Genomic DNA, 26076 nt, shown 5'->3' with positions numbered 1-26076 from the left:
AAACAATGGCTATATGTCAGGAATTGTGACAGATATTGTCGGGGGTGTCTGGGGTAGGGGGAACCCATGACGACGATGGGAATAGATCCGGCCCAGCTCAGCGACGAGGATGTGGTACGCGAGCTGCGGCAACTCCATGCCACTCGTAGTGACACATTCTTCCATGGATCAGACGATGCTCTGGCACGTCACACTTCCCGTACCAATGAGCTAGAGGCGGAATACCTTCGCAGGTTCCCCGACCGCGAGGTCGATCCGGCCAGGCTGAGGGAGGGGGCGAGGCAACGTTGATGTCCGAGGGGCATGACGTGCAGGAGCTGTCGGACGTCGACATCCACGTCTACGAGGCGGTGGCCTCGCAGGCGGTGTCCGGCGGCGTGGCCGGCCTGGAGGCGGTGATCCGGGCGACCGGCCTGGAGGATGACGAGGTGCGCGACAGCCTGGCCGTCCTCGCGAACCAGGGGTACGTCGTCCCGCGGGGCGACGGGTACGGCCTCGGTCCCCACACCTTCGAGGTCGAGTACTGAACGGGCGCGGGCGGCTCCGCGCCGCCGCCGCAGCGGTGCCGGCGCGGAGCCCACAGGACGGACGCGGAGCCCACAGGACGGACGCGGAGCCCACAGGACGGACGCGGAGCCCACAGGACTGATGGGGAGCCCGCAGGCTGGGCGTACGGCCTGCGGGCTGTGGGGTGGATCGAGGGCGGCGCGGTCAGGGCTTGAGGGGCCGGAGGCGGGCCCACAGGACGAAGGCGGCGCCGAAGACGGCCATCGGCAGGCCCGTCCACAGGTTCACCGCGTCCCCCAGCAGGCCGGCCACGACGAGGATCACGCCGTACAGCAGGAACAGCCCGCCGATCACCATCCGGATGTCGCTCACAGGATCACTCCGTACAACAGGGCGGCCAGGATCACGGCGCCGGTGCCGAGCAGCACCGGCGAGCGGTACCAGCGTTTGTCGCCGGCGAGGGCGTCGTCCTCCAGGTCCGCGGCGCTCAGGCCGTGGACCAGGCCGCGCAGTTCCTGCTCCGGCTTGGGCGTGGTGACCAGCGTGACGATCACCGACACCAGCACGTCCACGGCGAAGGCGACGCCCGCGCCCCAGAAGCTGGCGTTCAGCTCGGTGCCGAAGTCCACCAGGCCGGCCTTGTAGGCGAAGTACGACGCGAAGGCGCTCAGCGTCCCCGCCAGCAGCCCCCAGAACCCGGCCCACGGCGTCATCCGCCGCCAGAACAGCCCGACGACGAACGTCGCGAACAGCGGCGCGTTGAAGAAGCTGAACAACGCCTGCAGGTAGTTCATGATGTTGGAGTAGCCGGCCGCGATGAACGCCGTGCCCACGCCGAGCGCCACACCGGCGACGGTGGCGATGCGTCCGACCTTCAGGTAGTAGCCGTCCGGCCGGTCGGGCCGTACGTGCGACTGCCAGATGTCGTTGGTGAACACCGTGTTGAACCCGCTGATGTTGGCCGCCATCCCCGCCATGAACGAGGCCAGCAGCCCGGTCACCGCGACGCCGAGCACGCCGTTCGGCAGCAGGTCGCGCATGAGCAGCGGGATCGCGTCGTTGTAGTCCCGGCCCTTGCCCAGGTCGCCGAAGAGCACCAGCGCGATCATCCCCGGCAGCACCGTGACCAGCGGGATCAGCAGCTTGGGAAAGGCCGCGATGATCGGCGTCATCCGGGCCGCGTTGGTGTTCCTGGCCGACAGGGCGCGCTGCACCTCGGCGAAGTTCGTCGTCCAGTAGCCGAAGGAGAGCACGAACCCCAGCCCGAAGACGATCCCGATCCAGTGGGCCTGCATCGGGTTGGAGCCGGCGGTCCCGGCCCAGGTGTGCAGGCCGCCCTCGCCGAGCGCGCTCTGCCGTACCTTGTCGAACAGCCCGGCCACGCCGCCGACCTTGGCCAGGCCGAGCACGGTCAGCGGGATCAGCCCCGCGAGGATCACGAAGAACTGCAGCACCTCGTTGTAGATGGCCGAGGACAGGCCGCCGAGCGTGATGTAGGAGAGCACGATCAGCGCCGAGACCACCACCGACACCGGCAGCGGCCAGCCCAGCAGGGCCTCCATGACCAGGGCGAGCGCGTACAGGTTCACCCCGGCGATGAGGATCTGCGCGACCGCGAACATGAGGGCGTTCAGCAGCTGGGTGGCGCCGTTGAAGCGCCTGCGCAGGAACTCCGGGACGCTGCGCACCTTCGAGCGGTAGTAGAAGGGCATCATCACGATGCCGAGGAACACCATCGCGGGGACGGCGCCGACCCAGTAGTAGTGCACGGTCATCGCGCCGTACTGGGCGCCGTTGGCCGCCATGCCGAGGATCTCGATCGCGCCCAGGTTGGCCGACACGAACGCCAGCCCGGTGATCCAGGCGGGCAGTCCGCGGCCCGCGAGGAAGAAGTCGAGGCTGGAGCTGATCCGGCGGCGGGCGGCGAACCCGATGGCGAGCACGGTGGCGAAGTAGACCGCGATGAGCAGGTAGTCGAGGAGGTTGACGTCTAATCGCACAACCGGCCCGCTACCCGGAAAACACCGCGATAGCCCCACGGCCGGCTGCCGTGGTGAGGTGCGTTGTGGACCGTGCGGGCCGGTCGCCATAGTGTCGAGAGGTGGACGTCGCCACCTTGACCCCCGCGCAGGCGCGGGCCCGCTTCCGCGTCGGCGAACGGGTGCCCACCGCGGGCTGGTGCCGCGGTTGGACGCAGGCCAACCTGATCGCCGTGCCCGCCGCGCTGCGGTACGAGCTGCTGCTGTTCGCCCACCGCAACCCCAAGGCCTGCCCCGTCCTGGACGTGGGCGAGCCGGGCGCCTGGTCGACCGCCCTGTTCCGCGGCGACCTGCGCACCGACCTGCCCGGTTACCGCCTCTACCGCGACGGCGAGCCCGTGGCCGACCTGGACGAGGTGACCGGGCAGTGGCGGGCCGACCTCGTGCCGTTCCTCATCGGCTGCAGCTTCACCTTCGAGGCGGCGCTGCTGGCCGCCGGCGTCCCGGTACGGCACCTGGAGCAGGGCAGGAACGTGCCGATGTTCCGCACGAACGTGCCGTGCGAGTCCACCGCCTCGCTGTCGGGGCCGCTGGTCGTCTCGATGCGGCCGGTCCCGGAGGAGCTGGTGCGCAGGGCCGTCGAGGTGAGCGGCAGGTATCCGCGGGTGCACGGCGCGCCGGTGCACGTGGGGGACCCGGCCGCGATCGGCGTGCTCGACCTGGGGCGTCCCGACTTCGGTGACCCGGTGGAGCTGCGGCCGGGCGACGTGCCGCTGTTCTGGGCCTGCGGGGTGACGCCGCAGGCGGCGGTCATGGCGAGCGGCGTGGAGTACGCGATCGGTCATCTGCCCGGTCACATGGCCGTGCTGGACGTCCGGGACGACGACTATCGAGTGACTTGACCAGATATTTCGCGGTATAGGTGGATGCTTCGGTCAGTTCGGCCGGGGTGCCTTCGAAGATCACCTCGCCGCCGTGCCGGCCCGCCTCGGGGCCGAGGTCGATGACCCAGTCGGCGTGCTTGACCACGTCGAGGTCGTGCTCGACGACGATGACCGTGTCGCCGCCGTCCACCAGCCGGTCGAGCAGGGCCAGCAGCGTGTCCACGTCGGCCATGTGCAGCCCGGTCGTCGGCTCGTCGAAGACGTACACCTGGCCGCGCTCGCGCATCCGGTGCGCCAGCTTGAGCCGCTGCCGCTCCCCGCCGGACAGCGTGCTGAGCGGCTGCCCGAGGGTCAGGTAGCCGAGCCCGAGCGCGCCGAGCCCGCCGATGCCCGGCAGGTCGAACAGGCCCGCGGCCTCCTCGGCCGTCATCGCCAGCACGTCCGCGATCGTGCGGCCCTCCACCGTGTACGACAGCGCCTCCGCGCTGTACCGGCTGCCCCCGCAGGCGTCGCACACCCGGGTCACCGGGTCCATGAACGCCAGGTCCGTCCTGATCTCGCCGCGCCCCTTGCACACTGGGCACGCCCCCGTCGAGTTGAAGCTGAACAGGCCCGGCCGCACCCCGTTCGCCCCGGCGAACAGCCTGCGCAGGGGGTCCATGGCGTCGAGGTAGGTCGCCGGGGTCGAGCGCGGCGAGCCGCCGATGGCCGACTGGTCGATGAGTACGACGTGCGGATGCCGGGCGACCAGCTCCTGGCGCATCAGCGTGCTCTTGCCCGACCCGGCCACGCCGGTGACCGCGGTGAGCACGCCGAGCGGCACGCGTACGGTGACGTCCTTGAGGTTGTGGGCGTTCGCGCCCTCGACGGTCAGCCAGCCGGCCGGGGCGCGCACGGCGTCCTTGAGCCCGGTGACCCGCCGCAGCATGCGGCCGGTCAGCGTGCCGCCGGACGTCAGCGCCGCCACCGTGCCCTCGAACACGACCCGGCCGCCCCGCGTGCCCGCGCCCGGCCCCATGTCCACCACGTGGTCGGCCAGCTCGATCAGGTCGCGGTCGTGCTCGACGACCAGCACCGTGTTGCCCTTGTCGCGCAGCTCGACCAGCAGGTCGCCGAGCCGGTGGACGTCGCGCGGGTGCAGCCCCACGCTGGGCTCGTCGAAGATGTACGTCATGCCGGTGAGGCTGCTGCCCAGGTTCCGCACGGTCTTGAGCCGCTGCGCCTCGCCGCCCGACAAGGTCGGCGTCCCGCGGTCGAGGCTGAGGTAGCCGAGGCCGATGGCGTCGATCCGGCGCAACGACTCCACCGCCGCCTCCGCCACCGGGTCGCCCAGGCCCTCCAGCACGCCGATGAGGTCGGTCACCTCCGTCGCGCAGTGGTCGGCGATGGACAGGCCGTCGATGCGCGAGGCCAGCGCGGCCGCGTTGAGCCGCCGGCCGCCGCACTCCGGGCACGTGGCCTGCCGCACGTACGGCGCCGCGGCCTTGTCGAGCTGGTCGAGGTCGCGTTTGAGGTAGACACGCTCGAACCGGGCGACCAGCCCCTCGTAGGTGTTGGTGTACTCGCCCCGGTTGACCTTGAAGCCGCCGCCGTACAGCAGCAGGTCGCGCTCCTGCGGCGTGAAGGCGCGCAGCGGCTTGCCGGGGTCGAACAGCCCGGACCTGGCGTAGAGCTGCCACACGTACGAACCCGGCGGGGCCATCCGGATCGCGCCCTCGTCCAGCGACAGGTCCTCGTCGAGCAGCTTGCCGACGTCGGCCTCCACCTTCTTCCCCAGGCCGTCGCAGACCGGGCACATGCCCTGCGGGTCGTTGAACGAGTACGCCGTCGCGGGCCCCGCCGACGGCTCGCCACGCCGCGAGAACAGCACCCGCAGGATCGCGTGCACCTCGGTCATCGTGCCCACGGTCGAGCGGGCGCCGCCGCCGACCGGCTTCTGGTCCACGATCACGGCGGCGGTCAGGCCGGACATGCGCTCGGCGCGCGGCCGCTCGTGCTTGGGCAGCCGGTTCCTGACGAACGCGCTGAAGGTCTCGTTGAGCTGCCGCTGCGACTCCGTGGCGATGGTGCCGAACACGATCGAGGACTTGCCCGACCCCGATACGCCGGTGAACACCGTCAGCCGCTCCTTGGGCAGCCGCAGCGAGACGTCCTTGAGATTGTTCTGCCGCAGGCCGATCAGCTCGATGTCGCGCGACACGTGCCACACCCCCAATAGCTTTGGCTACTACCTATAGCTTAAGCTAATTCATGTGGCTGACATTCCCGACCGGCGAGCACGACGGCGAGCCGAGACACAGGCCGAGATCCTCGGCATCGCCCTCGACGTGATGGCGGAGGAGGGCGTCGCGGGGCTGAGCCTGGCGACCGTGGCCAGGCGGCTCGGCATCCAGCCGCCGTCGCTGTACAAGTACTTCCCGTCCCGGCACGCGGTCTACGACGCCCTGTTCAGGCGCGGGCAGGAGGGCTACCTGGAGGCCGTGCGGCGGGGGGCCGAGCCGCATGAGCCGGGGCTGGCGGCCATGGGGCCGTCCCTGGAGGCCGGAGCGCGGTGGATCATGGAGAACCAGGTGCTGGCCCAGTTGATGTTCTGGCGGCCGGTGCCGGGGTTCGCGCCCTCGCCCGAGGCGTACGCGCCCGCGCTGGCCGTCCACGAGCACTTCGCCGAGCTGATCAGGGCCGCCGTCGAGCGCGGCGAGCTGCATCCCGACGCCGCGGGCGAGGAGGGGCTCGCCCTGGCCGCCAGCCTGATCGCCGGGCCCGTCTCCCAGCAGCTCAGCAACGAGCCGGGCGCCTCCTACGAGGAGGGGCGGTTCACCCGGCTCGTCCCCCGGCTGCCGGCCGTGTTCGCGGCGGTGTACCCGCCGCCGTGAGCTGGTCGCCGACCGGCGGCGCGCCCCGCCGGTTGTCGATCTCCAGATGCGGCACGACGGGCGGCTCGTCCACCCGGATGTTCCTCAGGTAGTCGGCGAAGGCCGCCAGCTTGCCGGCGTCCCTGGCCAGGCCGCGCGCCTCCAGCCGGGCGCGCAGCGTCGGCCCGTCCGAACGCACCCACAGCAGGCGTACGGGCGGGCCGCCCAGCTCCGCCACCCACCGCGCCCACCGGGCCGCGTCGTGCACCTGCGTGGTGAACGGGCCGTCGAGCAGCACCGGGCAGCCGTGGCCGCGGATCTGCGCGGCGATCCTGGTCAGGCCGGTGTACTCGTGCCGCTTGACGTGCCGGTCGTACCAGGGGCCCTCGCGCTCGCCCTGGTCGCGGCCGTGGGCCCGCAGGACCTCCGCGACGAGGTCGCCGTAGACGGTGTCCTTGTCGAGCAGGGCGGGCACCGGCGACAGGCGGGCCAGCAGCTCGGCCGCCACCGTGGACTTGCCCGCCCCCGGCGGCCCGCTGATCACCCACACGGTCGTCATGCGCCCAACCTACGCGGATCTGCGTACACGGGTGCCTCGCCTGGGCGGACGACGCGAGGCGCGCCCGCGGACAGACTTCCTGCTCATGCTGACCGTCTTCGCCAGAGCGTTCCGGGTGCCGGAGCTGCGCAGGAAACTGCTGTTCACCTTGGGGCTGATCGTGCTGTTCCGCCTCGGCCAGATCATGCCCGCGCCCGGCGTGGACGTCGTGGCCGTGCGGCAGTGCGTGGGCTCGGCGAGCGGCGGCGTCTTCGACATGATGCAGATGCTCAGCGGCGGCGCGATGCTCCAGCTGTCGGTGTTCGCGCTGGGCGTCATGCCCTACATCACGGCCAGCATCATCCTGCAGCTGTCCGCCGTCGTGGTGCCGCGGCTCGACGCCCTCAGGAAGGAGGGGTCCAACGGGCAGGCGCGGATCACCCAGTACACCCGTTACCTGACCGTCGGCCTCGCCGTCCTGAACGCCACCACCGTCGTCACCCTGGCCCGCTCGGGGAACCTGCTGCCCGGCTGCGCCCGTCCGCTGCTGCGCGACCAGGGGCTGCTCGCGGTGTCGGTGATCGTGATGACGATGGTCGCGGGCACCTGCGTGGTCATGTGGATGGGCGAGCTGATCACCGACCGGGGGATCGGGAACGGCATGTCGATCCTGATGTTCACGCAGGTCGTGGCGGTGTTCCCGGGGTACATGGCGAAGATCTTCGTGCTCACGCCGTTCGGGTTCGCGGTGATGCTGGCGTCCGGGCTGTGCCTGGTGGCGGCGGTGGTGTTCGTCGAGCAGGCCCAGCGGCGGGTGCCCGTCCAGTACGCCAAGCGCATGGTGGGGCGGCGCATGTACGGCGGGAGCAGCACGTACATCCCGCTCAAGGTCAACCAGGCGGGGATCGTGCCGGTGATCTTCACCTCGTCGCTGCTCTACGTGCCGACGCTGGCCGCGCCGCTGCTCGGCGCGGAGGCGGGCGCCTGGGTCTCGCGCAACCTGACCGCCGGCACCCATCCGCTCTACATGAGCGTGTACGTGCTGCTGATCGTCTCCTTCGCCTACTTCTACGTCGCGATCACCTTCAATCCCGTCGAGGTGGCCGACAACATGCGGCGGTTCGGCGGGTTCGTACCGGGGATCCGGCCGGGCGCGCCGACGGCCCGCTACCTGGCGTACGTGTTGTCGCGGCTGACCGCGCCCGGAGCCGTCTACCTCGGCGTGCTGGCGCTGCTGCCGCTGGTGGCGTTCGCGATCCTGCGCGACCCCGGCACGCAGCAGAACTTCCCGTTCGGCGGGACCAGCGTGCTCATCATGGTCGGCGTCGGGCTGGACACGGTCAAGCAGATCGAGGCCCAGCTCCAGCAGCGCAACTACGAGGGCTTCCTGCGGTAGGCCGGGGGCCCGGCTCGGACCGGCGGCACGAGGACTGTCTCAGGTGGGCCGCGAGCCCGGCTCAGACCGGCGGCGCGAGCCCGGCCCGCATGGCGAACACCACGAGCTGGGCCCGGTCGCGGGCGCGCAGCTTGACCATGGCCCGGCTGACGTGCGTGCGCACGGTGTCGGGGCTGATCACCAGCTCCCTGGCGATCTCGTCGTTGGACCGGCCCGTCGCCACCCACGCCACCAGCTCGCGCTCGCGCGGGGTGAGCGTGCCCAGGCCCTCGACGGGCTCGGCGCCGCCGCGGCCGAACAGGCCGATGACCTTCCTGGTGATGGACGGCGACAGCAGCGCCTCGCCCGCCGCCACCACGCGCACGGCGTTGACCAGCTCGTCGGGAGCGCTGTCCTTCAGCACGAAGCCGCTCGCCCCGGCCTGGAGGGCGGCGAAGACGTACTCGTCGACGGCGAACGTGGTCACCACGACGATCCGGGTGCCGGCCAGCGTGGGATCGGCGGCCACGGCGCGCAACGCGGACAGGCCGTCGGTGCCGGGCATGCGGATGTCGAGCAGCAGCACGTCGGGACGGGTATGGCGGATCAGGTCGAGCGCCGCCGCGCCGTCGGCCGCCTCGCCCACGCACTCCATCCCGGGCTCCCGCTCCAGCAGCGCCCGCAGCCCCATCCGCACGACCGCCTGATCGTCGGCGATCGCCACCCTGATCGCCCGGCCCTCGGCATCGTTCCCGGCCAGGTCCGCGGGGGCGTGCGCGTCCGGGCCCGGGTGGGGGCCGGGGGCGGTCATGCCTCGGACCGGGGGAAGCGGGCGGTCACCTGGAAGCCGCCGCCTACGCGGGGCCCGGCGGTGAGCCGGCCGCCCGCCTCGGTGACGTGGGCGCGCATCCCGGCCAGCCCGCGGCCCTCGGCGGCGCCGTTCCAGCCCGCGCCGCGGTCGGCCACCTCCAGGACGAAGGCGCACGGGCCGTCCGCCAGGCGCACCGACGCCCTGGTCGGGCCGGCGTGCCGGAGCACGTTCGTGAGTGACTCGCGGACCACCCGGTAGACGGCGGCCCTGAGGTGGGCGGGCACGGCGGGATCGGCAGGCTCGACGTCGACCGGCAGGCCCGCGGCGCGTACGCCCGCGATGAGACCGGGCAGGTCGGCGGCCGGCGGGTCGATGCCGTCGAGCGCGGCGCGCAACTGGGCCAGGGCGGTGGTGCTGGTCTCCCTGATCGCCCGGAGCGAGGCCCGCGCCTGCTCGGGGTCGTCGTCGAGGGCGACGAGCGCGAGCCCGGCCTGCATGGCGATGGCGGCGAGCCCGTGACCGGCGGCGTCGTGCACCTCCCCGGCGATCCGCGCCCGCTCGGACGCCACCACCTCGCCCCCACCGATGGCCGCCTCCGGCCACCCGAGCACGGTGTCCACCTGCCCGAGCGCGGCCTCCGTCCGCTCGTGCACGGCCTCCGCCGTGTGCGGGACGGCCTCGGCGGTGTGCGGGACGGCCTCCGCTGTGTGCGGGGCGGCGGTCGCTGCGTGTGGGGCCAAGGTCGCGAAGGCGTCGGCGGTGGCGACGGGGCGGGCGGGACGAACGGTGGCGGCGGGGCGGGCGACCGCGGGCGCCGGGATCCCCCAGGCCGCACCCGCCGGCCGGCCCCCGAGCCCCGGAGCCGCACCCCCGGCCACCAGGCCGCACAGCGCCCCACCCTCAGCAACGGGCGCGGCCGAGCCGAACGCGGACGGCGGCGTGCTGTGCGAGGCGAGCGCGGTTTGGGAGGCGAGCGCGGACGAAGGCGTGCCGTGGGAGGCGAGCCCTGACGGCGGTGGGGCGGTGTCGGAGGCGTGGGACGAGGGCGGGGGCTCGGCGGCGGCCGCCGCTGCCGCGGCCCTGGCCTGCGCGAGACCGTTGAACGACCACGGGACGGCCAGCCACCCGGCCCAGGCCAGCATGACCACGACCGGGATGTCACCCACCCGGCTCAGGCGCGACAGCGCCGCGAACGGCCTGCGCAGGCGCCCGCCGCGTTGCGTGTGCTCGCTCACCATCCCCCACCCGGCCAGGCTCGTGTCGCCCCTGATCCTAGCGAGTTCTGGGCGGCACGGTCCGGTCACCGCCCGCCCGTCCGCCCCGAGACGATCTTGACGGCAGGGCCCGGATCAGAGCCCCGGGCATGCGCATGCCGCTCGACGGCGAAGCGCATGCCGGCCAGGAGCAGCACATCCCGTTGGCCAGCCGGCGCAGGGATGCCGGCCGGAGTCAGGACATCCCGTCGGTCAGCGGGCGCGGGCCGGGGTCAGCGCATGCCGTCGGTCAGCCAGCGCAGGGGGTTGTCGTGGGTGATCTGGCGGATGACGTCCTCGCCGGTGCCGGCCTCGCGCAGGCGGGGGAGCAGGCTGTGGAACAGGTGGGCGTAGCCGCAGCCGCCGTAGCGCTGGACCTGGGCCACGCGGCTCAGCCCGGTGCTGAGGAGCAGGCGGTCGGCGTGGCCGTCCTCGATGAGGCCGAGCGCGATCCTGGCCGCCTGGTCGGGGCCGAGCGTCAGGACGCTGAGGCTGACGTACGCGCCCGCCTCGGCGATCTTGCGTGCGCCGCCCAGGTCGCCGGAGTAGCCGGCGGCCACGCGGGAGCCGGGCAGGTTCTCGCCGAGCAGGATCTCCAGCAGCGCGGGGGCGTTCTGGCCGTGGGTGGCGACGGGCAGGCGCGACTGCCGGGAGGCGCGGGCGGCGGCGCGCAGGCAGCGCTCCTCGCGGGCGGTGGGCTCGGGGCCCCAGCTGCCGACCTCGCCGATCACGCCGGGGAAGACGCCGGTGCCGTCCACGCCGCTGGAGATCTCGGTCATCAGGCGCCGGGTGAGCTGCTCGACGTCCTCGTCGCCGACGTCGGTGAACGGCTGGGCGAAGAAGCCGGTCGAGGCGATCACCGGCACCCGGCTGCCCGCCGCGATGCGGGCCAGGGCGGCGGCGTCGCGGCCCATGCCGAGACAGGTCAGCTCGACCACCAGGTTGAGCTCGTCGGACTGGCGCAGCTCGCGGAGCTCCGCGGTGACAGTGGTCTCCTCGTCGAGCCAGCGGTGGGGGTCGGAGTCGATGCCGACCGCCCAGCGCATGTCGTTGCGCAGGTGCTCGTGGGGGAGTACGGCGCCGTTCACCGCGGCCGCGCGAATCGGGCCGGTGACGGTGCGAAGGATGACCTCGGGCATAGCAGACATTAACCGATAGTTGCCGGAATCCCCTTCCTTCTGGCGGGAAATTTTACTCTTCGTCCTGTTTGGCGAACTGCTAGTGGTCTGCAAGTGTTCCTGCCGATGTGAGCCGTATCCTGAAAGGCAGCCGACGACACGGGGGAGACGTGCCGATCCAGAACTCCGAGACGGGCGACGCCGACGTGATGAAGGACGAGGCCGCCGACCGCTCCGCCATGCCCGCCCGCCGCAGCGGCCTGAGAGGCCGGCTCGACGGCATACGGTCCACCCGCGCGGGCGCGCTGACACTGAAGATCGTGGTCGGCGTCATCGGCGCGGTGATGGTGGTCGGTGGCCTGATCATGGTGCCGTTCCCCGGGCCCGGCTGGCTCGTGGTGTTCGCCGGGCTGGCGGTGCTGGCCACCGAGTTCCACTGGGCCCATCGGGTGCTGGAGTTCGGCAAGCAGACGCTGCACGCCTGGACGCAGTGGTACAAGCGGCAGGGCTGGACGGTGCGCATCCTCGTGCTGCTGGTCACCGTGGCCGCCGCCGCGGTGATCGTCTACTTCGGCATGCTGACGCTCGGCATCGACCTGCTGGAGATCGCGCAGCGTTTCGTCTAGTCCGGGAGGGGCTTTCAGACCGGGTCGTTATCGTTCCCGGAATCGCCGCCTTTCCCTGCCTATTCTGCGGGCGTGCTCGCTCACCTCGCCGTCGCGCTGTCGCTGACGTTCCTCGCCCCGGCCGCCGCTCGGGCCGACCTGGTGTTGCCGGAAACCGGTGGCATGAAATATCAGGAGAAATCGGGAGACCCGGTACGGCTCAGCGCGTACGGCCTCGGCACCGGCCGCACGTACCTGCGCGCCGCCACCGGCGACGCCTTCACCCGGCAGAAGGGCCTGTCGGAGGTGGCGGTCTCGCCCGACGGCCGCCTGACGGCCGGGGTGCCGTCCTCGTACCGGGCGGGCCACGACTCCGTGGTCGTCACCGACCGGGCCACCGGCAAGACCGCGCGGATCCGTACCGTCAAGAAGCCCATGACGGCCGCCTACGCCTCCTGGTCCAGGGACGGCAGGAAGGTCGCGCTCACCGTCGAGCAGAAGAGCGGCGGGACGTGGCGGGTGCTCGGCTTCACGGTGGTGGACGTGCGCGCGGGCACCGCGAGCACGGTCCGCGTCGCGGGCCTCGCCCGGCGGGCCGGCTTCTGGTGGAGCCCCGACGGCAACCTCGTCAGCATGTACGGCACCGGCCTGCGCGTCTACCGCCCCACGGACGGCGCGGTGCTGCGCACGTACGCGGACGTGGGCCTGCCGACCGGCCCCGAGGACTCCTACGCGCCCTCGGGCAAACGGCTGACGACGTGGTGCCCCTCGCGGTTCAAGGAGCAGGTGTGCCTGGTCGACCTGGCCACCGGCACGATCGCCCAGCGCGTGGCCGTCAAGCCGGCGGCCCTGTTCGGCTGGTGGGACGACACCCATCTGATCGCCGTCACGACGGCCGGGAAGGGCCGCCGCCTGTCGGTGCTCGACCTGACCGGCCGGACGACGCGGGTGCTCGCGGACGTGCCCGCCGCCACCTGGGACGCCGAGCTGTGGGTCAACTTCGCCAGGACCCGCGTGTCATAGGTACAGGCCCGTGCCGTGGTCGGTCTCCTGGGTGGCCACCGCGTGCAGGTCGCGCTCGCGCATGACGAGGTAGACCCGGGCGTGCACCTCGACCTCGAACTGGTCTTCCGGGTTGAACAGCACCTTGTCGCCCACCTTGACCGCACGCACGTTCGTGCCGACGCCGCAGACCTCGCCCCACGACAGCCGGTTGGCCATCTTGACCGTCGCGGGGATGACGATCCCGGAGCCGCTGCGCCGCTCCTCGGCCTCCTGCTCCAGCCGGATCATCACTCGGTCGTGCAGCATCTGAATCTCGAACTTGGGCGCTTCCACGGGTCACAGTTTACGAGCCGCCGCAGCTCCGGAATCCCGCGATCGTCCCAGGTCCCGCCTTCCCCCAGCGCCGGGTCACGAGAGCGGGGTCACGGGAGCAGGAGCTCGGCGTACACCGGACGGTGGTCGCTGCCGACCGGCGCGAGCACCCGGAAGTCCCGCACCGCCATGCGGTCGCCGGCCAGCACGTGGTCGATCGCCACGCCGGGCAGCGGCCCCCAGCCGCCCCACGTCGTCGACAGGCCCCGGCCCATGGCGTCGGCCGCGTCGCGGTAGCCGGCGGCCAGCAGCTCGCGGAGCGGAAGGTGGTCGAGGGTGGCGTTGAAGTCGCCGGCCAGCACGCGCAGCCGTCCGCCGCCGCGCGGCAGGCGGTCCAGCCCCGCCAGCCAGCACGGCAGCCTGCCCATCCGCTTGGGGGCACACGGATGCACCGAGACGATCTCCACCCGGGCCCCGCCGGGGTGCTTCAGCACGGCCGTGGCCTGGCCGAAACCGCCCGACTCGATCAGCTCACCGGCGGCGAGGGGATGGCGGGCGTACACGGCCGAGCCGCCCGCGCCCTCGGTGGGCCGGGTCACCGCGTACGGCAGCAGCTCGCGCAGCCCCGCCGCCTCCAGCCGCCGCTCGGCGAGGGGCGTGAACTCCTGCAACGTCAGCACGTCCGGCCGCAGCGACCTGACCAGCCCCGCCAGGTCCGTCGCGTCGGCCCTGCCCACCAGCAGGTTGGCGGCCAGCACGCGCAGCGGCGCGCCGCGGCCGGACGGCGCGGGATCGGGCAGCGCGCGGGGCAGCACCGCGAAGCCCAGCGCCAGCACCGTGACCAGCGCGACCGCCCCCGCCGCCCACCGCCGCAGCAGCCCGGCGAGTGCCAGGGCCAGCGCCGCCCCCACCGCCGCGTGCGGCGTGAACGCGACCACCGGCACCCACGGCCAGTCCGGCTCGAACCCGCTCAGGCGCACCGCCGCCCAGACGGCGAACGGCGTCACCGCGATCCAGCTCATCCAGCTCATCCAGCTACGCACGTCTTGTATCGCCATATGTCGTGAAAGGCGTTCACGGCGTGAGAAAGTGTGCTGCATGCGCGACGTGGAAGCCCGGGTCCTGGACGCCATCGACGAGGCGGAGACCGTCGGCCTGCTGGCCGAGACGGTACGCGTCCCGAGCGTCACGGGGACCGACGCCGAGTCCGATCTCCAGCACCGCTTCGCCCGCCTGCTCACCGAGGCCGGCCTGGACGTGGACGTCTGGAAACTCGACCTCGCCGACCTCACCGCGCGCGCCGGTTTCCCCGGCACCGAGGCCCCCAGGCAGGAAGGCTACGGCGTCGTCGCCGTGACCGAGGGCGAGGGCGTGCCGGCGCTGGCCCTCCAGGGCCACGTGGACGTCGTCCCGACCGGTGACCTGGCCAAATGGGAGGGCAGCGACCCGTTCGCCGCCCGGATCACCGGCGACGTGCTGCACGGCAGGGGCGCCTGCGACATGAAGGCCGGCCTGGTGGCCAACCTGGCCGTCGTGCGGGCGCTGAAGCGGGCGGGGGTGCGCCTGGCCAGGCCCCTCGCGGTGCACTGCGTGATCAGCGAGGAGGACGGCGGCCTCGGCGCGTTCGCCACCCTGGCCAGGGGGCACACGGCGGAGGCCGCGGTGATCACCGAGCCCACCAGCGGCGCGGTCATCACCGCCAACGCCGGCGCGCAGACCTTCCGGCTGGAGGTCGCCGGCCGCGCCGCGCACGGCGCCACGCGGTACGAGGGCGTCAACGCGATCGAGGTCTTCTGGCCGGTGTTCGAGGCGATCAGGCGCCTGGAGGCCGAACGCAACCGGGACGTGCCCGAGCTCTTCGGCGGCAACCCGATGCCGTACCCCATCGAGGTCGGCACCGTGCGGGCGGGCGACTGGGCGAGCACCGTGCCCGACCTGCTGGTCGCCGAAGGGCGCCTCGGCGTGCGGCTGGAGGAGGACCCGGCCGCGGCGCGGGCGGCCTTCGAAGAGGCCGTCGCCTCGACCGGCCATCCGTGGCTGCGGGCCAACCCGCCCACGGTGACCTGGCCCGGCGGCCAGTTCGCCAGCGGCCGGCTGCCCGCCGGGCACGAGCTGCTCGGCGCGGTCAACGAGGCCGTCGCCGACGTCGCGGGCCGCCGTCCGGCCGAGGCGGCCGCGCCGTACGGGAGCGACCTGCGCCTGTACGCGGCGGGTGGCGTCCCGACCCTGCACTACGGCCCGGGAGACGTGCGGTTCGCACACGCCCCCAGGGAGCAGGTCGAGCTGGCCGAGCTGCGCGAGGTCACCCGCGCGCTGGCGCTGCTCGCGGTGCGCCGCTGCGGCACTCTCTGAGGGACCCCCAAAGGACGGTCACAGGGACGACTCGACCGGCAGGCCGGCCCCGACCCAGTCCTCGATGCCCTCGGCGTACCGGCGCACGTCGGTGTAGCCGAGCGCGGTCAGCCGGTTGGCCACGGCCTTGCTGTTGCCGCAGGCGGGGTTGGAGCAGTAGGTGACGATGGTGGCGTCCTTGTCGGGCAGCAGCTCGGCGGCGCGCTCGGCGACCTCGCTCTCGACCAGGGCGATCGCCCCGGGCAGGTGCTGCTGGGCGTAGTAGGAGCCGCCGAGCGTGTCGAGCACGGTCACGCTGCCCAGACGGGCGTGCAGCTCCTCGCGGGTGATGGTCATTGTGGCCTCCAAGCGAAATGGACTAAAGTCCGGATGTGTGGATGGCCAGGAAACTAACGGACCACAGTCCGGTTCGTCAAGCGAGCCGCTGGAGCTGCTGACCGGCAAACCGGTCAGGGAACGCGCGGACGCGGCGCGCAACAGGGAGAAGGTGCTCGCGGCCGCCGCGCGGCTGTTCGCCGAGAAGGGCGTGGAGGCCGTGTCGATGGACGCGGTCGCCGCCGAGGCCGGCGTCGGCAAGGGCACGCTGTTCCGCAGGTTCGGCGACAAGTCGGGGCTGGCGGTGGCGCTGCTGGACGCCCGCGAACGCGACCTGCAACAGCGCGTGTTGTCCGGGCCGCCACCCGTCGGCCCCGGCGCGCCGGCCGCCGAGCGCCTGACCGCCTTCACGGCCGCCTACCTCGACTACCTCTACGCCCACCTCGACCTGGTGCGGATGTCCGAGACGGCCAGCCCGGGGGCCCGCTACCGCATCGGCGCCTACCGCTTCTGGCACCGTCACGTGGCGATCCTGCTGGCGCAGGCCCGGCCCGGCGCCGACGCCGACGTGCTCGCCCACACCCTGCTGGCAGCGATGGGCGCGGAGGCGGCCGGGGTGCTGCGCGAGGAGTACGGCCGCGAGCGCGCCGCCGCGGGCGTCACCGCCCTGGCCGCCGCCCTCGCCCGGCCGGTCTAGCGCAGACGGTCCGGCTCAGGCGGGGGCGGCCACCCGCCGCCGCGCCTCGGGCACGATCATCGGCGTGCCCGACTGCGGGTCCTGGATGATCTCGCACCGCAGGTCGAACACCCGGTGGACCAGCTCGGGCGTGACGACCTCGGCCGGCACGCCCTCGGCCACGACCTCGCCGGCCCGCATGACGATCAGGTGGGTGGCGTACCGGCACGCCTGGTTGAGGTCGTGCAGCACGGCGACCATGGTCCGGCCGGCCTCGTGCAGGTCGGCGCAGAGGTCGAGCACCTCGATCTGATGGGAGATGTCCAGGAACGTGGTGGGCTCGTCCAGCAGCAGGATCGGCGTCTCCTGGGCCAGCGCCATGGCCAGCCACACCCGCTGCCGCTGCCCGCCGGACAGCTCGTCCACGATCCGGTCGGCCAGCCCGGCGACGTCGGTCGCGCGCATGGCCTCGGCCACGGCCGCCTCGTCGGCCCTCGACCACTGGCGCATGAGCCGCTGGTGCGGGTAGCGGCCGCGGGCCACCAGGTCGGCCACGCTGATCCCGTCGGGCACGATCGAGCTCTGCGGCAGCAGGCCCAGCCGCCGGGCCACCTCCTTCGACGGCAGCGCGGTGATCACGCTGCCGTCCAGGTGCACGGCGCCCTTCCTGGGCTTGAGCATCCTGGCCAGCGCGCGCAGCAGGGTGGACTTGCCGCACGCGTTCGGGCCGATGATCACGGTGAAGGACTCGTCCGGGATCGCCACGCTGAGCTCGGTGGCCACGACGCGCTGGTCGTAGGCGAGGGTGAGGCCGGTGCCCGACAGGCGGTGGTCAACCATCAGTGACGGTCCTTTCGCAGGAGCAGGGCGAGGTACGTGCCGCCGACGGCGGCGGTGACCACGCCGACGGGAAGCTGGGTCGGGGCGAGCAGCCGCTGGGCGACCAGGTCGGAGGCGGTCAGCAGCACCGCGCCCATGAGCGCCGAGGCGCCCATGGTGACGCCGGGGGAGCGGGTCAGCCTGCGGGCGATCTGCGGCGCGGCCAGCGCGACGAAGACGACAGGCCCGGCAGCCGCGGTGGCCACGCCGGTCAGCAGCACCCCGGCGGTGATGGCCGCGGCCCGTACGGCCTCGACCTTGACGCCCATGGCCCTGGCCGCGTCGTCGCCCATCTCGATCATCCGCATCGGCCGTGCCACCAGCGCGCACACCGGCAGCAGGACGGCCAGCGCCACCGCGACCGGGATCGCGTGGTCCCACCCGCGCCCGCCGAGGCTGCCGGTCAGCCACGCGCCCGCGGTGGCCGCGTCGTTGATGTTGGCCCTGGTCAGCAGGTAGTTGTTGACCGCCAGCAGCAGCGTGTTGGCGCCGATGCCGACCAGCACCAGCCGGTAGCCCTGCACGCCGCGCCGGAAGGCCAGCGCGTAGACCAGGACGGCGGTGACCACGCAGCCGGCCAGCGCGCCGCCCGCGATCGTCATGGCCGAGCCGCCCGCGACGACGGCGAGGATGCCGCCCGTCGAGGCGCCGGCGGTGAAGCCGATGAAGTCGGGGCTGCCCAGCGGGTTCTTGGTCAGGCTCTGGAAGATCGCGCCGCCCGCCCCGAACGCCGCTCCCACCAGCAGCCCGGTGACCACGCGCGGGGCCCGCAACTTGCTCACGATCAGCTCGGCGACCGGCGTGCCCTGGCCGAACAGGGCGTCCAGGATGTCGGGGACGGAGACGGTGAACTCGCCGGTGGCGATCGCCGCCACGCCCACCCCGCAGCCGATGGCCACGAGGGCGGCGCAGACGAGCAGGGACCGGGGCGCGAGCCGTACGGACCAGGGGCCGAGACGTACGGTCACAGCGCCGCCACCCGCCTGCGCCGGGCCAGCAGGATGAAGATCGGCGCGCCGATCACCGCCCACACGATGCCCACCTGCACCTCGCCCGGCCGCGCGATCAGCCGCCCGACGACGTCGGCGCCCAGCAGCAGCACCGGCGCGGCCAGCGCCGAGTACGGCAGCACCCACCGCTGGTCGCCGCCCACCAGGGCGCGCACGGCGTGCGGCACGACCAGCCCGACGAACCACAGCGGCCCGGCGGCGGCGGTCGCGGCCCCGCACAGCAGCGTGACGGCCACGCCGGTGAGGACGCGCGTCCTGCCGACCGCGACGCCCAGCGAGCGCCCGGCGTCGTCGCCGAGCGAGAGCATGTTGAGCGGCCTGGCCAGCGTCAGCCCGAGCGCCAGCCCCGCCACCATGAACGGCGCCAGCCGCACCAGCGTGTCCGCGTCCTGCCCGGCCAGCGAGCCGGTCAGCCAGAACCGCATCCGGTCGAAGGTCTGCGCGTCCATGCGCAGGATCGCCGAGGCGACGGCCGTGAACACCATGCCGAGCGCGACCCCGGCCAACGCCAGGCGTACCGGGCCGGCGCCGGAGCGGCCGGCCGCGGCCAGCGCGTAGACGACGACGGAGGCCACCGCGGCGCCGCCGAAGGCGAACCAGACGTACACGGCGGGGTCGGAGAGGCCGAACAGGCCGAGCGCGAGCGTGACGCCGAGCGCGGCGCCCTCGTTGATGCCGAGCAGCCCCGGGTCGGCCAGCGGGTTGCGGGTCAGGCTCTGGATGAGCGCCCCCGCCAGGCCCAGCGTCGCGCCGACGCCGATGCCGAGCAGCGTGCGCGGGATGCGCAGCTCGCGGATGACGACGTGGTCGCTGGAGCCGTCCGGGGCGAGCAGCGCGTCGATCACCGTCGAGAACGGCACCGACCGCGCCCCGAGCGCCACGCTCGCCATCGCCACCAACGCCAGCACCCCCGCGGTCACGACCAGCCCGGTCACCAGCGCGGACGCGGACCGGCGCGGTCGCGGGCCCTCCCCGGCCGCCGGCGCGGAACCGGACCGGCGTGGTCGCGGCCCCTCCACGGTCACCGGCGGACGCCCGCCGGCGGGCTCAGCCGTGTCCTCAGCCGGGCGCACCCGACCCCCTCTCGTCGCGGTCAAACTTAGGCAAGGCTAATCTAATGTCTCTGTAAGAAGGCAAGCGTAACCTTAGGAGATGGACATGTCGGGACCGGTATTCGCGCGCAGAGGCTTCCTGGCCGCCACGGCAGGGCTCGCGGCGGCCCTGACACTGTCGGCCTGCGGCGGCGGCACCCCGGCGGCGGGCGGGGGCGGCGCGACCGCCTCCGCCGCGCCCGCCTCCACCGCCGCGCAGGGCTGGACGTTCACCGACGACCGCGACAAGAAGCTGGACCTGCCCGAGCGCCCGTCCCGGGTGGTGGCCCAGGTGGGCGCCGCCGCCGCGCTGTGGGACTTCGGCGTGCGCCCGGTCGCCGTCTTCGGCCCGCACAAGCTCGCCGACGGATCCAGGGACCCGCAGGTCGGCAACGTCGACATCGCCGAGGTCGAGGGCCTGGGCAACGTCTGGGACGAGTTCAACGTCGAGAAGTACATCTCCCTCCAGCCCGACCTGCTGGTCAGCAGCATGTACGTCAAGGGCGACCTGTGGTACGTGCCGGCGAAGTCGAAGGAGACCATCGAGCAGGTCGCCCCCACCGCCGGCGTCATGCTCACCGGCCGCAGCGCCACCCAGGTGATCGGCAAGTACGAGGAACTGGCCAGGTCACTGGGCGCCGACCTCCAGGGCGTGCCCGAGGCCAAGGCCCGCATGGAGGCCGCGACCAGGGAACTGGCCGCCTTCAAGGACCTCAAGATCCTCATGATGTCCGGCGGCGCCGACGCCATGTGGGTCGTCAACCCGCCCGAGTACCCCGACATCGTGCATCTCACCGAGAACGGCCTGAACATCGTCAAGCCCGCGAAGGTCGACGACGGCGGCTTCTTCCAGACCCTGAGCTGGGAGAACGCCGACACCTACGACGCCGACGTGATCCTCTACGACACCCGCACCCAGTCGCTCAAGCCCGAGGAGATGCTGAAGAAGCCCACCTTCGCCAAGCTCCCGGCGGTCAAGGCGGGCCAGTTCTACCCGTGGCGCGCCGAGGCCCCCTTCAGCTACCAGGGCTACGCCACGTTCCTGGAGGAGCTGGTGTCGAACCTGAAGAAGGCCAAGAAGCTTCAGTAGGCCCCGCGCACCTCGACGATCTCGGCGAGCGGGAACTCCAGGTAGTCGCCCGCCTCCTCGCACCAGGCGTCGAGCGCCCCGGCGCGCAGCTCGCCGTGGCTGATCGTGGCCGTCAGGCCGTCGGCCAGGGTGATGCCGGCCCGCACCCCCCGGTCGACGACGAAGCCGAGCAACGACTGCTGGGCGGTCGGCAGCCTGGTCGCCATCCTGCCGATGACCGCCCAGGTGCGGCCGTGCTTGCCGGAGTCGTCCCGGCCGGCCGCTACCAGGCGGCGGGCGTGCTCGTGCGGGTCGGGGGCCGGCTCGGCGATCACGTACTGCGCGTGCGGCTCCGAGCCGGGCGTGAACTCCGACAGCTCGGCCACCTGCCCGCCGGGCAGCAGGATCAGCTTGCCGTGGTGCGGCTCCTCGGCCCTGGCCCGGTGGATGGTGATCTCGCCGGTGTCGGAGACGGGCACGGGGGAGTAACCGTTCTCGCGCAGGGCGGCCAGCGTGCGCTCGGCCGGCGCCGCGCTGATCAGCACCGTGGGGGCCAGCAGCCGCAGGCCCAGCCGGGCCAGCCGGCGGTGCCCGGCGATCTCGGCGAGCAGCGCGGTGTCGCCGGCCTGCACCACGCAGCCGACCGTGGAGACCGTCACCTCGCCGTGCCGGCGCGCGGTGTCGCGGACCAGGTACTCGAGGGGCTGCGGGATCGTGCCGACCGTGGCCAGCTCGTCGAGCAGCTCGTCGGCGTCGTAGCCGTGGTCGAGCGCGCCGCGCACGCTCTCGGTGGTGAAGCGCCACACCGAGGCCGCGCCGCGCGACTCGCGCTCGGCCACCCGGTCGAGCAGCGCCGCCAGCTCGGCCGACGGCGGCCCGGTCACCACCGCGGTGAGGTCGGGGCCGAACAGCGCGCTCCTGCGCACGCTGGCCAGCGCCCTGGTGGACGCCTCGGCCAGCACCGGATCGTGCTCGACCTGCGGGACGGCGTCGTCGTTCTCGTCGCCGGGGTCGGCGGTCAGCCCGGCCAGGGCGCGGCCGAGGTCGGTGAGCGCGCCGTTGGCCAGCAGGCCGAGCAGCGTGGCCTCCTCCAGCACGGCCGGCGCGCACTCGGCCAGCAGCGCCTGGTCGAGCAGCGGGGCGTGCCAGTGGACGTTGCGCACGAGGCTGTCGCGGTCGGCGAAGGCGGTGCCGGCGGGCAGATGGGCCAGCGCCGCCAGCACGGCCCTGCGCACCCTGGCCACCGCGCTGCCCGAGGGGTCGTCGCCGAGCACGGTGGCGTACTTGCCGTCGACCTTGCGCAGGGACGAACGCTCCATCCGCCACCACGCCGACAGCAGCACCCGCAGCCGGGCCGAGCCCTCGTCGAGCCGCCAGCGGTCGAACCGCTCGGTGGGGATCATGCCGCCCGACTGCTCGTCCCAGGCCAGCAGCCTGGCCACCGCGCAGACCTCCAGCAGCAGGCGGGTCTCGTCCTCGTCGCAGCCGGTCTCCTTGGCGACCCTGCGGACCTCGCGCACGCCCACGCCACCGGTCTTGAGCAGCGGCAGCGGGGTCTTGGAGGTGTTGTCGAGCAGGGCCGCGCAGCGCTCCACCACGTGCGGGGCGGCCAGCGTCATCAGGTGGTCGACCTCCTCGGGGTCGACCGGGATCGAGGCCACCTCGGGCGCCTCGGGCTGGAACGGCGGATGGTAGCCGGGGCCGCGCAGGCACAGCGCCACCTCGCGGGGGATCTCGGCGACGTGCCAGCTCGGGCGGAACAGCAGGCCGTGGTCGGCACACCACTTCTCCGGCGTGCCGGGGGTGACGAACCGGCCGCCGTCGACGTCGCGGGCGGGGCCGTCCCAGGCGAGGCGGCCGAGCAGCGCGAGCGTGCCGTCAGGGGCGGTGGCCGTCAGCCGGTCGAGGCGGCCGGGATCGGACAGCAGCTCGATGACGCGGGCGATCGTGCGTCGCTTGTTGCCGTGGGCGGGCAGGCCGAGCATGCGGGCCAGGGCGCGCAGGGCGTCGTTGCTGATCGTCCAGGAGTTGAGGTAGTGCTCCAGCGGCTCGCCCAGGCCGAGCGGCGCCGCCCACCAGCGCGCCACGCCCTCGGCCAGATGGATCACGCCGTCGGCGTCGGGCCAGGCCAGCGCGTGGTCGTACAGATGGTCGAGCCAGGGGGCCACCGTCTCGCCCGGGACGCCGAGGAAGGCGGCCAGCCCCTCGGGCGTCGGCCGGCTCATGGTCAGGCCCGCCTCGGCCAGTTGCAGGGCCGGCAGCGGCAGCCCCCGCATGGCCTCCATGACGGCGAAGCCGTTGCCCAGGCGCTGGGCCAGCGTGTCGAGCCTGCGGGGCCAGGGCGGCGCGATGGCGTCGGGCCTGTTGGCCAGGATGCGGGCAAGCCGGTTTTCGTCTAGTGTGCGCAGCCAGCCGAGCAGGTGATCTTCCATCTGTCAGCACTCTCATGGGGTCGCGTGGGACTCACCGTGAGCCATGACCATCCACGGTAGTGCAGAGCACCCCTCCGTCAGGAGAGGACTGCCCAGACGATCTTGCCGTGGGGCGCGAGTGCCGACCACCCCCAGCGGAGGCTGAGTGATTCGACGATGTGGAGACCCAGGCCGCCGGTGTCAAGGGGGCCAGGGTATCGCAGCACGGGCACCGAGGTGCCGGGATCGGTGAACGCGCTGGTGACGAGCGAGCCGCGGCGCACCAGGGACATGTGGACCGGGCGCTGGCAGCGGGGCTCGTCGAGGCGCAGGCCGTGGCGCAGGGCGTTGGTGGCGAGCTCGGAGACCACCAGTTCCATGTTCTCGACCAGCTCGCCGAGCCCCCAGCCGGCCAGGGTGCCCTTGGTGAAGCTGCGTGCGGAGTGGACCGAGGAGGCAGTGGGCGGGAGCACGTACGTGGCGCTCGCGGACGGGCCGGTCACCAGGAGATCGCGAGCCGCCTCCGGCCACCAGCCGACGGGCGGCCACCAGTCGAACGTGGTCCACTGGCCGGGCGCCGTGGTGGATTGCACGTGATCATTCTGCGGCAATCTCTCGTGCAGGTGCAAGAGCGAATGCACGTGCAGACAACTCGTGCAACCGCTACGGTTCTCCTCAAGTGGTCAATATGGGGGAAAGGGGATCTTGTCCGCGGCCCATGATCTTTCGGCCGCTAAGTGACAGACTGTGTCTTCAAGGAAACGACACAAGGAGCAGCACGTGTCCATTGATCCGCCCGGCTCCGGCTCGACAGTTCGGCGCATCATGCTGGGTGCGAGCCTCAGGCGCCTGCGCGAGGCCTCTGGGCTCGACCGCGGCCAGGCCGGGTTCCACATCCGGGCGTCCGAGTCCAAGATCAGCCGCATGGAGCTCGGGCGTGTCGGATTCAAGACACGTGACGTGGAAGACCTGCTCACCCTGTACGGCGTCGTCGACGATGCCGAACGCCGTGCCCTGCTGGAGATGGTCCGCGAGGCCAACACCCCCGGGTGGTGGCACAAGTACTCCGCCGAGCTGCCCTCGTGGTTCACGACGTACGTGGGCCTGGAGGAGGCCGCGAGCGTGATCCGTACCTATGAGGTGCAGTTCGTGCCCGGCCTGCTGCAGACGGCCTCGTACGCGCGATCGGTCTTCCAGCTCGGCAACCCCGACGCGAGTCCGGACAAGATCGAGCGCCGCGTGCACATGCGCATGCAGCGCCAGGAGCGCTTCACCCAGAAGGACGGCCCCAAGCTGTGGGCCGTCATCGACGAGGCGGCGCTCAAGCGGACCATCGGCGGGCGAGAGGTCATGTCCGAGCAGCTCCAGCATCTGCTGGAAGTCGCCGCCCTGCCCAACATCACCCTCCAGGTGATGCCGTTCAGGTTCGGCAAGCACGCCGCCGAGGGGGGCGCGTTCAGCATCTTGCGGTTTCCCGAATCCGACTTGTCGGACGTTGTCTACGTCGAGCAGCTCTGGGGTGCCCTGTACCTGGACAAGCGTGAGGACATCGACCCGTACCTCACCGCCATGGAGCAACTGTGCGTGGAAAGCACCACGCCAGGGGGCACCGTCGAGCTCATCGGCGGTCTTCTCAGAAAGATGTAGATGAACCACACCTACAACGGCATGCCCGCGGCCGACCTCACCCAGGTCGCCTGGCGCAAGAGCCGCTACAGCAACTCGCAGGGCAACTGCGTGGAGCTCGCGAAGCTTCCCGACGGAGGGATCGCGGTCCGCAACTCGCGCTTCCCCGACGGTCCTGCTCTCATCTATACCCGCGACGAGATCCGGGCCCTGGTGCTCGGCGCGAAGGACGGCGAGTTCGACGGCCTTCTCGTGTAACAGCCTGTTCACCTCCGGCGCGCTCCCTTAACGGGGGCGCGCCGGTGGCGTAACCGGCGGGGACTTTCCGCCGGTCAGGATGTCGGACATGCTCGACCGGATGAATCTGTACCCGATCGCCGACGACGTGCTGCTCGCGCCGGGCGGCAAGGTCGTGGTCCGCACGTACGGCGTGGCGCCCGCGGGCGCCGCCATCTCCTACCGCACCTGGGTGACCGGCCTGCGCGACCAGCCGCGCTACTGGCACTGGGGCCACTTCGAGGACGCCGCCTCCGGGCACCGCCGGGTGCTGGAGTGGCTGACCGGCAGGGGGCCGCGGCCTTCCCAGGCGCTGACCTGATCGCTATCCTCGTGCCAAGCAAATGCTTGGTAGAGGAGGCGTGGTGCGGCGCGCGATCCACCTGCTCGAAGAGGTCGACTTCCGGCCGATGAACTCCAGGCGTCCGCTGGAGTACCTGACCTGGCTGACCCGCTACAAACGCGAGGACGAGAGCCGCGCCGAGCCCGCCCTGACCGCCGGCATGTCCATCAGGTCGCGCGAGATCGACCTCGTCGGCGCCTTCTACGCCGTGGGCATCACCGGCCACCCCCAGTTCAAGGCCGTCACGCTGTGGGACTGCCACGGCGGGTGGGACGGCGGCTGGCGCCAGATGATGGGCATCTACCAGGGCGTGGACGAGCGCCTGTTCCTGTCCGACATCGACGACCTGCGCTTCTCCGCCTTCTCCAGGCCGCTCGGCGCCGCGCCGGGCTGCCCGCCGCTCGCCGAGGCGCCCGCCGCCGAGTTCTACCTGTTCGAGAGCGCCCGCGTCCGACCCGGGGCCGCGCTGGACTACCTGGAGGCCGTCCGCACCGAGCGCGCCCCGCTGCTGGCCGAGCACGGCCACACCCTGACCGGCCTGTACGAGGTGCTGTTCTGCGACACCGAGGCCGTCACCATGTGGGCCGTCTCGCTGGAGGACCACCTGGCCACCCAGCGGGCCCGCGACGCCGCCCTCGGGCTCGACGACGAGGTCCCGCCCGATTCCCGGCTGCTCGACTGGGGCAGGCGGGCCCGCGGCTATCTCGAAGGCCCCTGGCGCGAGACCCTGCTCGCGCCGTTTCCCGGCAGCCGTCTGGCGCGGGAACCGCGGCCGGGTTAGCGTCGGCT

29 protein-coding genes are annotated in these 26076 nt (G+C 72.6%); 14 read left to right on the top strand and 15 right to left on the bottom strand.

Going from position 1 to position 26076, the window contains the following annotated elements; translation table 11 throughout:
• Window positions 1-66: 66 nt before the first annotated feature.
• Both ABZ459_RS48890 and ABZ459_RS48885 read left to right on the top strand, forming a co-directional pair.
• Window positions 67-291: a DUF6158 family protein gene (locus ABZ459_RS48890; RefSeq protein WP_125631040.1), complete on the top strand. Its 225-nt coding sequence runs from the start codon at window positions 67-69 to the stop codon at window positions 289-291.
• Window positions 291-527: a hypothetical protein gene (locus tag ABZ459_RS48885; RefSeq protein ID WP_357987069.1), complete on the top strand. Its 237-nt coding sequence runs from the start codon at window positions 291-293 to the stop codon at window positions 525-527. The genes ABZ459_RS48890 and ABZ459_RS48885 overlap by 1 nt, the downstream gene beginning before the upstream one ends.
• A 184-nt stretch (window positions 528-711) precedes the next feature.
• Here ABZ459_RS48885 and ABZ459_RS48880 read toward each other — a convergent pair whose 3' ends face one another.
• Together ABZ459_RS48880 and ABZ459_RS48875 are read right to left on the bottom strand one after the other, a co-directional pair.
• Window positions 712-879 (bottom strand): hypothetical protein, encoded by a 168-nt coding sequence (locus ABZ459_RS48880; RefSeq protein WP_352353608.1) that lies wholly within the window; start codon window positions 877-879, stop codon window positions 712-714.
• Window positions 876-2507, bottom strand: coding sequence for a sodium:solute symporter family protein (locus ABZ459_RS48875; protein ID WP_357987066.1), 1632 nt, complete (start codon window positions 2505-2507; stop codon window positions 876-878). The genes ABZ459_RS48880 and ABZ459_RS48875 overlap by 4 nt, the downstream gene beginning before the upstream one ends.
• A 101-nt stretch (window positions 2508-2608) precedes the next feature.
• Here ABZ459_RS48875 and ABZ459_RS48870 point away from each other — a divergent pair, with 101 nt between their 5' ends.
• Entirely contained in the window at window positions 2609-3388 is a 780-nt protein-coding gene (locus ABZ459_RS48870; RefSeq protein ID WP_357987063.1) for a putative hydro-lyase, read from the top strand.
• Here ABZ459_RS48870 and ABZ459_RS48865 read toward each other — a convergent pair.
• Window positions 3297-5570 carry an excinuclease ABC subunit UvrA gene (locus ABZ459_RS48865; RefSeq protein ID WP_357987061.1) on the bottom strand — a complete coding sequence of 758 codons (2274 nt, stop codon included), beginning with the start codon at window positions 5568-5570 and terminating at the stop codon, window positions 3297-3299. The genes ABZ459_RS48870 and ABZ459_RS48865 overlap by 92 nt on opposite strands.
• A 52-nt stretch (window positions 5571-5622) precedes the next feature.
• Between ABZ459_RS48865 and ABZ459_RS48860 the strand changes: the two genes are divergently transcribed.
• Window positions 5623-6243, top strand: coding sequence for a TetR/AcrR family transcriptional regulator (locus ABZ459_RS48860; protein ID WP_357987058.1), 621 nt, complete (start codon window positions 5623-5625; stop codon window positions 6241-6243).
• Here ABZ459_RS48860 and ABZ459_RS48855 read toward each other — a convergent pair.
• Entirely contained in the window at window positions 6185-6781 is a 597-nt protein-coding gene (locus tag ABZ459_RS48855; protein WP_357987055.1) for an ATP-binding protein, read from the bottom strand. The genes ABZ459_RS48860 and ABZ459_RS48855 overlap by 59 nt on opposite strands.
• An 85-nt stretch (window positions 6782-6866) precedes the next feature.
• Here ABZ459_RS48855 and secY point away from each other — a divergent pair, with 85 nt between their 5' ends.
• Window positions 6867-8156, top strand: coding sequence for a preprotein translocase subunit SecY (gene secY, locus ABZ459_RS48850; protein WP_357987052.1), 1290 nt, complete (start codon window positions 6867-6869; stop codon window positions 8154-8156).
• Between the two features lie 61 nt (window positions 8157-8217).
• Here the strand turns inward: secY and ABZ459_RS48845 are convergent, their stop codons facing one another.
• The 3 genes from ABZ459_RS48845 to ABZ459_RS48835 form a co-directional block, all read right to left on the bottom strand.
• Entirely contained in the window at window positions 8218-8946 is a 729-nt protein-coding gene (locus ABZ459_RS48845; protein ID WP_357987049.1) for a response regulator transcription factor, read from the bottom strand.
• Window positions 8943-10184: a sensor histidine kinase gene (locus ABZ459_RS48840; RefSeq protein WP_357987046.1), complete on the bottom strand. Its 1242-nt coding sequence runs from the start codon at window positions 10182-10184 to the stop codon at window positions 8943-8945. The genes ABZ459_RS48845 and ABZ459_RS48840 overlap by 4 nt, the downstream gene beginning before the upstream one ends.
• Before the next feature lie 248 nt (window positions 10185-10432).
• Window positions 10433-11338 carry an aryldialkylphosphatase gene (locus tag ABZ459_RS48835; protein ID WP_357987043.1) on the bottom strand — a complete coding sequence of 302 codons (906 nt, stop codon included), beginning with the start codon at window positions 11336-11338 and terminating at the stop codon, window positions 10433-10435.
• 149 nt (window positions 11339-11487) lie between these two features.
• On the opposite strand from ABZ459_RS48835, the gene ABZ459_RS48830 reads away from it, so the two are divergent.
• Both ABZ459_RS48830 and ABZ459_RS48825 read left to right on the top strand, forming a co-directional pair.
• Window positions 11488-11943 (top strand): TIGR02611 family protein, encoded by a 456-nt coding sequence (locus ABZ459_RS48830; RefSeq protein ID WP_357987040.1) that lies wholly within the window; start codon window positions 11488-11490, stop codon window positions 11941-11943.
• Window positions 11944-12015: 72 nt separating this feature from the next.
• Window positions 12016-12945, top strand: a complete 930-nt coding sequence (locus ABZ459_RS48825; RefSeq protein WP_357987037.1) for a hypothetical protein — start codon at window positions 12016-12018, stop codon at window positions 12943-12945.
• Here ABZ459_RS48825 and ABZ459_RS48820 read toward each other — a convergent pair.
• The gene (locus tag ABZ459_RS48820) at window positions 12940-13260 is read right to left on the bottom strand and encodes a co-chaperone GroES (protein WP_357700902.1); all 321 of its coding nucleotides are present in this window, start codon (window positions 13258-13260) and stop codon (window positions 12940-12942) included. The genes ABZ459_RS48825 and ABZ459_RS48820 overlap by 6 nt on opposite strands.
• A gap of 89 nt (window positions 13261-13349) precedes the next feature.
• Window positions 13350-14282: an endonuclease/exonuclease/phosphatase family protein gene (locus tag ABZ459_RS48815; protein ID WP_357987034.1), complete on the bottom strand. Its 933-nt coding sequence runs from the start codon at window positions 14280-14282 to the stop codon at window positions 13350-13352.
• A gap of 55 nt (window positions 14283-14337) precedes the next feature.
• On the opposite strand from ABZ459_RS48815, the gene ABZ459_RS48810 reads away from it, so the two are divergent.
• Complete coding sequence (locus ABZ459_RS48810) at window positions 14338-15591, top strand: ArgE/DapE family deacylase (protein ID WP_357987031.1); 1254 nt, start codon at window positions 14338-14340, stop codon at window positions 15589-15591.
• An 18-nt stretch (window positions 15592-15609) separates the two neighbouring features.
• On the opposite strand, the gene ABZ459_RS48805 is transcribed toward ABZ459_RS48810, so the two are convergent.
• Window positions 15610-15927: a rhodanese-like domain-containing protein gene (locus tag ABZ459_RS48805; protein WP_357987028.1), complete on the bottom strand. Its 318-nt coding sequence runs from the start codon at window positions 15925-15927 to the stop codon at window positions 15610-15612.
• Between the two features lie 37 nt (window positions 15928-15964).
• Here ABZ459_RS48805 and ABZ459_RS48800 point away from each other — a divergent pair, with 37 nt between their 5' ends.
• Window positions 15965-16603: a helix-turn-helix domain-containing protein gene (locus tag ABZ459_RS48800; RefSeq protein WP_357987025.1), complete on the top strand. Its 639-nt coding sequence runs from the start codon at window positions 15965-15967 to the stop codon at window positions 16601-16603.
• 15 nt (window positions 16604-16618) lie between these two features.
• On the opposite strand, the gene ABZ459_RS48795 is transcribed toward ABZ459_RS48800, so the two are convergent.
• Genes ABZ459_RS48795 through ABZ459_RS48785 form a run of 3 tightly spaced genes read right to left on the bottom strand, consistent with a single transcriptional unit; the run spans window position 16619 to window position 19544 of the window.
• Entirely contained in the window at window positions 16619-17422 is an 804-nt protein-coding gene (locus ABZ459_RS48795; RefSeq protein WP_357987022.1) for an ABC transporter ATP-binding protein, read from the bottom strand.
• On the bottom strand, window positions 17422-18429 hold the full coding sequence (locus ABZ459_RS48790) for an iron chelate uptake ABC transporter family permease subunit (protein ID WP_357987019.1): 1008 nt from the start codon (window positions 18427-18429) through the stop codon (window positions 17422-17424). Before ABZ459_RS48790 ends, ABZ459_RS48795 begins: the two co-directional genes overlap by 1 nt.
• Window positions 18426-19544, bottom strand: coding sequence for an iron chelate uptake ABC transporter family permease subunit (locus tag ABZ459_RS48785; protein ID WP_357987016.1), 1119 nt, complete (start codon window positions 19542-19544; stop codon window positions 18426-18428). Before ABZ459_RS48785 ends, ABZ459_RS48790 begins: the two co-directional genes overlap by 4 nt.
• Before the next feature lie 85 nt (window positions 19545-19629).
• Between ABZ459_RS48785 and ABZ459_RS48780 the strand changes: the two genes are divergently transcribed.
• Window positions 19630-20652 (top strand): ABC transporter substrate-binding protein, encoded by a 1023-nt coding sequence (locus ABZ459_RS48780; RefSeq protein WP_357987013.1) that lies wholly within the window; start codon window positions 19630-19632, stop codon window positions 20650-20652.
• Here ABZ459_RS48780 and ABZ459_RS48775 read toward each other — a convergent pair.
• Together ABZ459_RS48775 and ABZ459_RS48770 are read right to left on the bottom strand one after the other, a co-directional pair.
• Entirely contained in the window at window positions 20646-23063 is a 2418-nt protein-coding gene (locus ABZ459_RS48775; RefSeq protein WP_357987010.1) for a helicase-associated domain-containing protein, read from the bottom strand. The genes ABZ459_RS48780 and ABZ459_RS48775 overlap by 7 nt on opposite strands.
• A 77-nt stretch (window positions 23064-23140) precedes the next feature.
• The gene (locus ABZ459_RS48770; protein WP_357987007.1) at window positions 23141-23635 is read right to left on the bottom strand and encodes an ATP-binding protein; all 495 of its coding nucleotides are present in this window, start codon (window positions 23633-23635) and stop codon (window positions 23141-23143) included.
• A 232-nt stretch (window positions 23636-23867) separates the two neighbouring features.
• On the opposite strand from ABZ459_RS48770, the gene ABZ459_RS48765 reads away from it, so the two are divergent.
• The 4 genes from ABZ459_RS48765 (at window position 23868) to ABZ459_RS48750 (ending at window position 26068) form a co-directional block, all read left to right on the top strand.
• Window positions 23868-24689 carry a helix-turn-helix transcriptional regulator gene (locus ABZ459_RS48765; protein WP_352323686.1) on the top strand — a complete coding sequence of 274 codons (822 nt, stop codon included), beginning with the start codon at window positions 23868-23870 and terminating at the stop codon, window positions 24687-24689.
• A complete protein-coding gene (locus ABZ459_RS48760; protein ID WP_189648211.1) occupies window positions 24690-24926 on the top strand; it encodes a DUF397 domain-containing protein in 237 nt (78 codons plus the stop codon). It begins immediately after the preceding gene.
• 100 nt (window positions 24927-25026) lie between these two features.
• Window positions 25027-25266, top strand: coding sequence for a hypothetical protein (locus tag ABZ459_RS48755; RefSeq protein WP_352323674.1), 240 nt, complete (start codon window positions 25027-25029; stop codon window positions 25264-25266).
• Window positions 25267-25309: 43 nt separating this feature from the next.
• Window positions 25310-26068 carry a hypothetical protein gene (locus ABZ459_RS48750; protein ID WP_357987002.1) on the top strand — a complete coding sequence of 253 codons (759 nt, stop codon included), beginning with the start codon at window positions 25310-25312 and terminating at the stop codon, window positions 26066-26068.
• Window positions 26069-26076 lie beyond the last annotated feature (8 nt).

Origin of the sequence: Nonomuraea sp. NPDC005692, from assembly GCF_040631115.1 — a bacterium.
Taxonomy (GTDB): domain Bacteria; phylum Actinomycetota; class Actinomycetes; order Streptosporangiales; family Streptosporangiaceae; genus Nonomuraea.
This window is presented reverse-complemented; position numbering and strand designations above follow the sequence as displayed.

Coding starts and splice junctions, on each gene's coding strand:
- ABZ459_RS48890 (WP_125631040.1), top strand. CDS start 67: ATGACGACGATGGGAATAGATCCGGCCCAGCTCAGCGACGAGGATGTG.
- ABZ459_RS48885 (WP_357987069.1), top strand. CDS start 291: ATGTCCGAGGGGCATGACGTGCAGGAGCTGTCGGACGTCGACATCCAC.
- ABZ459_RS48855 (WP_357987055.1), bottom strand. CDS start 6,781: ATGACGACCGTGTGGGTGATCAGCGGGCCGCCGGGGGCGGGCAAGTCC.
- secY (WP_357987052.1), top strand. CDS start 6,867: ATGCTGACCGTCTTCGCCAGAGCGTTCCGGGTGCCGGAGCTGCGCAGG.
- ABZ459_RS48845 (WP_357987049.1), bottom strand. CDS start 8,946: ATGACCGCCCCCGGCCCCCACCCGGGCCCGGACGCGCACGCCCCCGCG.
- ABZ459_RS48840 (WP_357987046.1), bottom strand. CDS start 10,184: ATGGTGAGCGAGCACACGCAACGCGGCGGGCGCCTGCGCAGGCCGTTC.
- ABZ459_RS48835 (WP_357987043.1), bottom strand. CDS start 11,338: ATGCCCGAGGTCATCCTTCGCACCGTCACCGGCCCGATTCGCGCGGCC.
- ABZ459_RS48810 (WP_357987031.1), top strand. CDS start 14,338: ATGCGCGACGTGGAAGCCCGGGTCCTGGACGCCATCGACGAGGCGGAG.
- ABZ459_RS48805 (WP_357987028.1), bottom strand. CDS start 15,927: ATGACCATCACCCGCGAGGAGCTGCACGCCCGTCTGGGCAGCGTGACC.
- ABZ459_RS48795 (WP_357987022.1), bottom strand. CDS start 17,422: ATGGTTGACCACCGCCTGTCGGGCACCGGCCTCACCCTCGCCTACGAC.
- ABZ459_RS48780 (WP_357987013.1), top strand. CDS start 19,630: ATGTCGGGACCGGTATTCGCGCGCAGAGGCTTCCTGGCCGCCACGGCA.
- ABZ459_RS48775 (WP_357987010.1), bottom strand. CDS start 23,063: ATGGAAGATCACCTGCTCGGCTGGCTGCGCACACTAGACGAAAACCGG.
- ABZ459_RS48765 (WP_352323686.1), top strand. CDS start 23,868: ATGCTGGGTGCGAGCCTCAGGCGCCTGCGCGAGGCCTCTGGGCTCGAC.
- ABZ459_RS48760 (WP_189648211.1), top strand. CDS start 24,690: ATGAACCACACCTACAACGGCATGCCCGCGGCCGACCTCACCCAGGTC.
- ABZ459_RS48755 (WP_352323674.1), top strand. CDS start 25,027: ATGAATCTGTACCCGATCGCCGACGACGTGCTGCTCGCGCCGGGCGGC.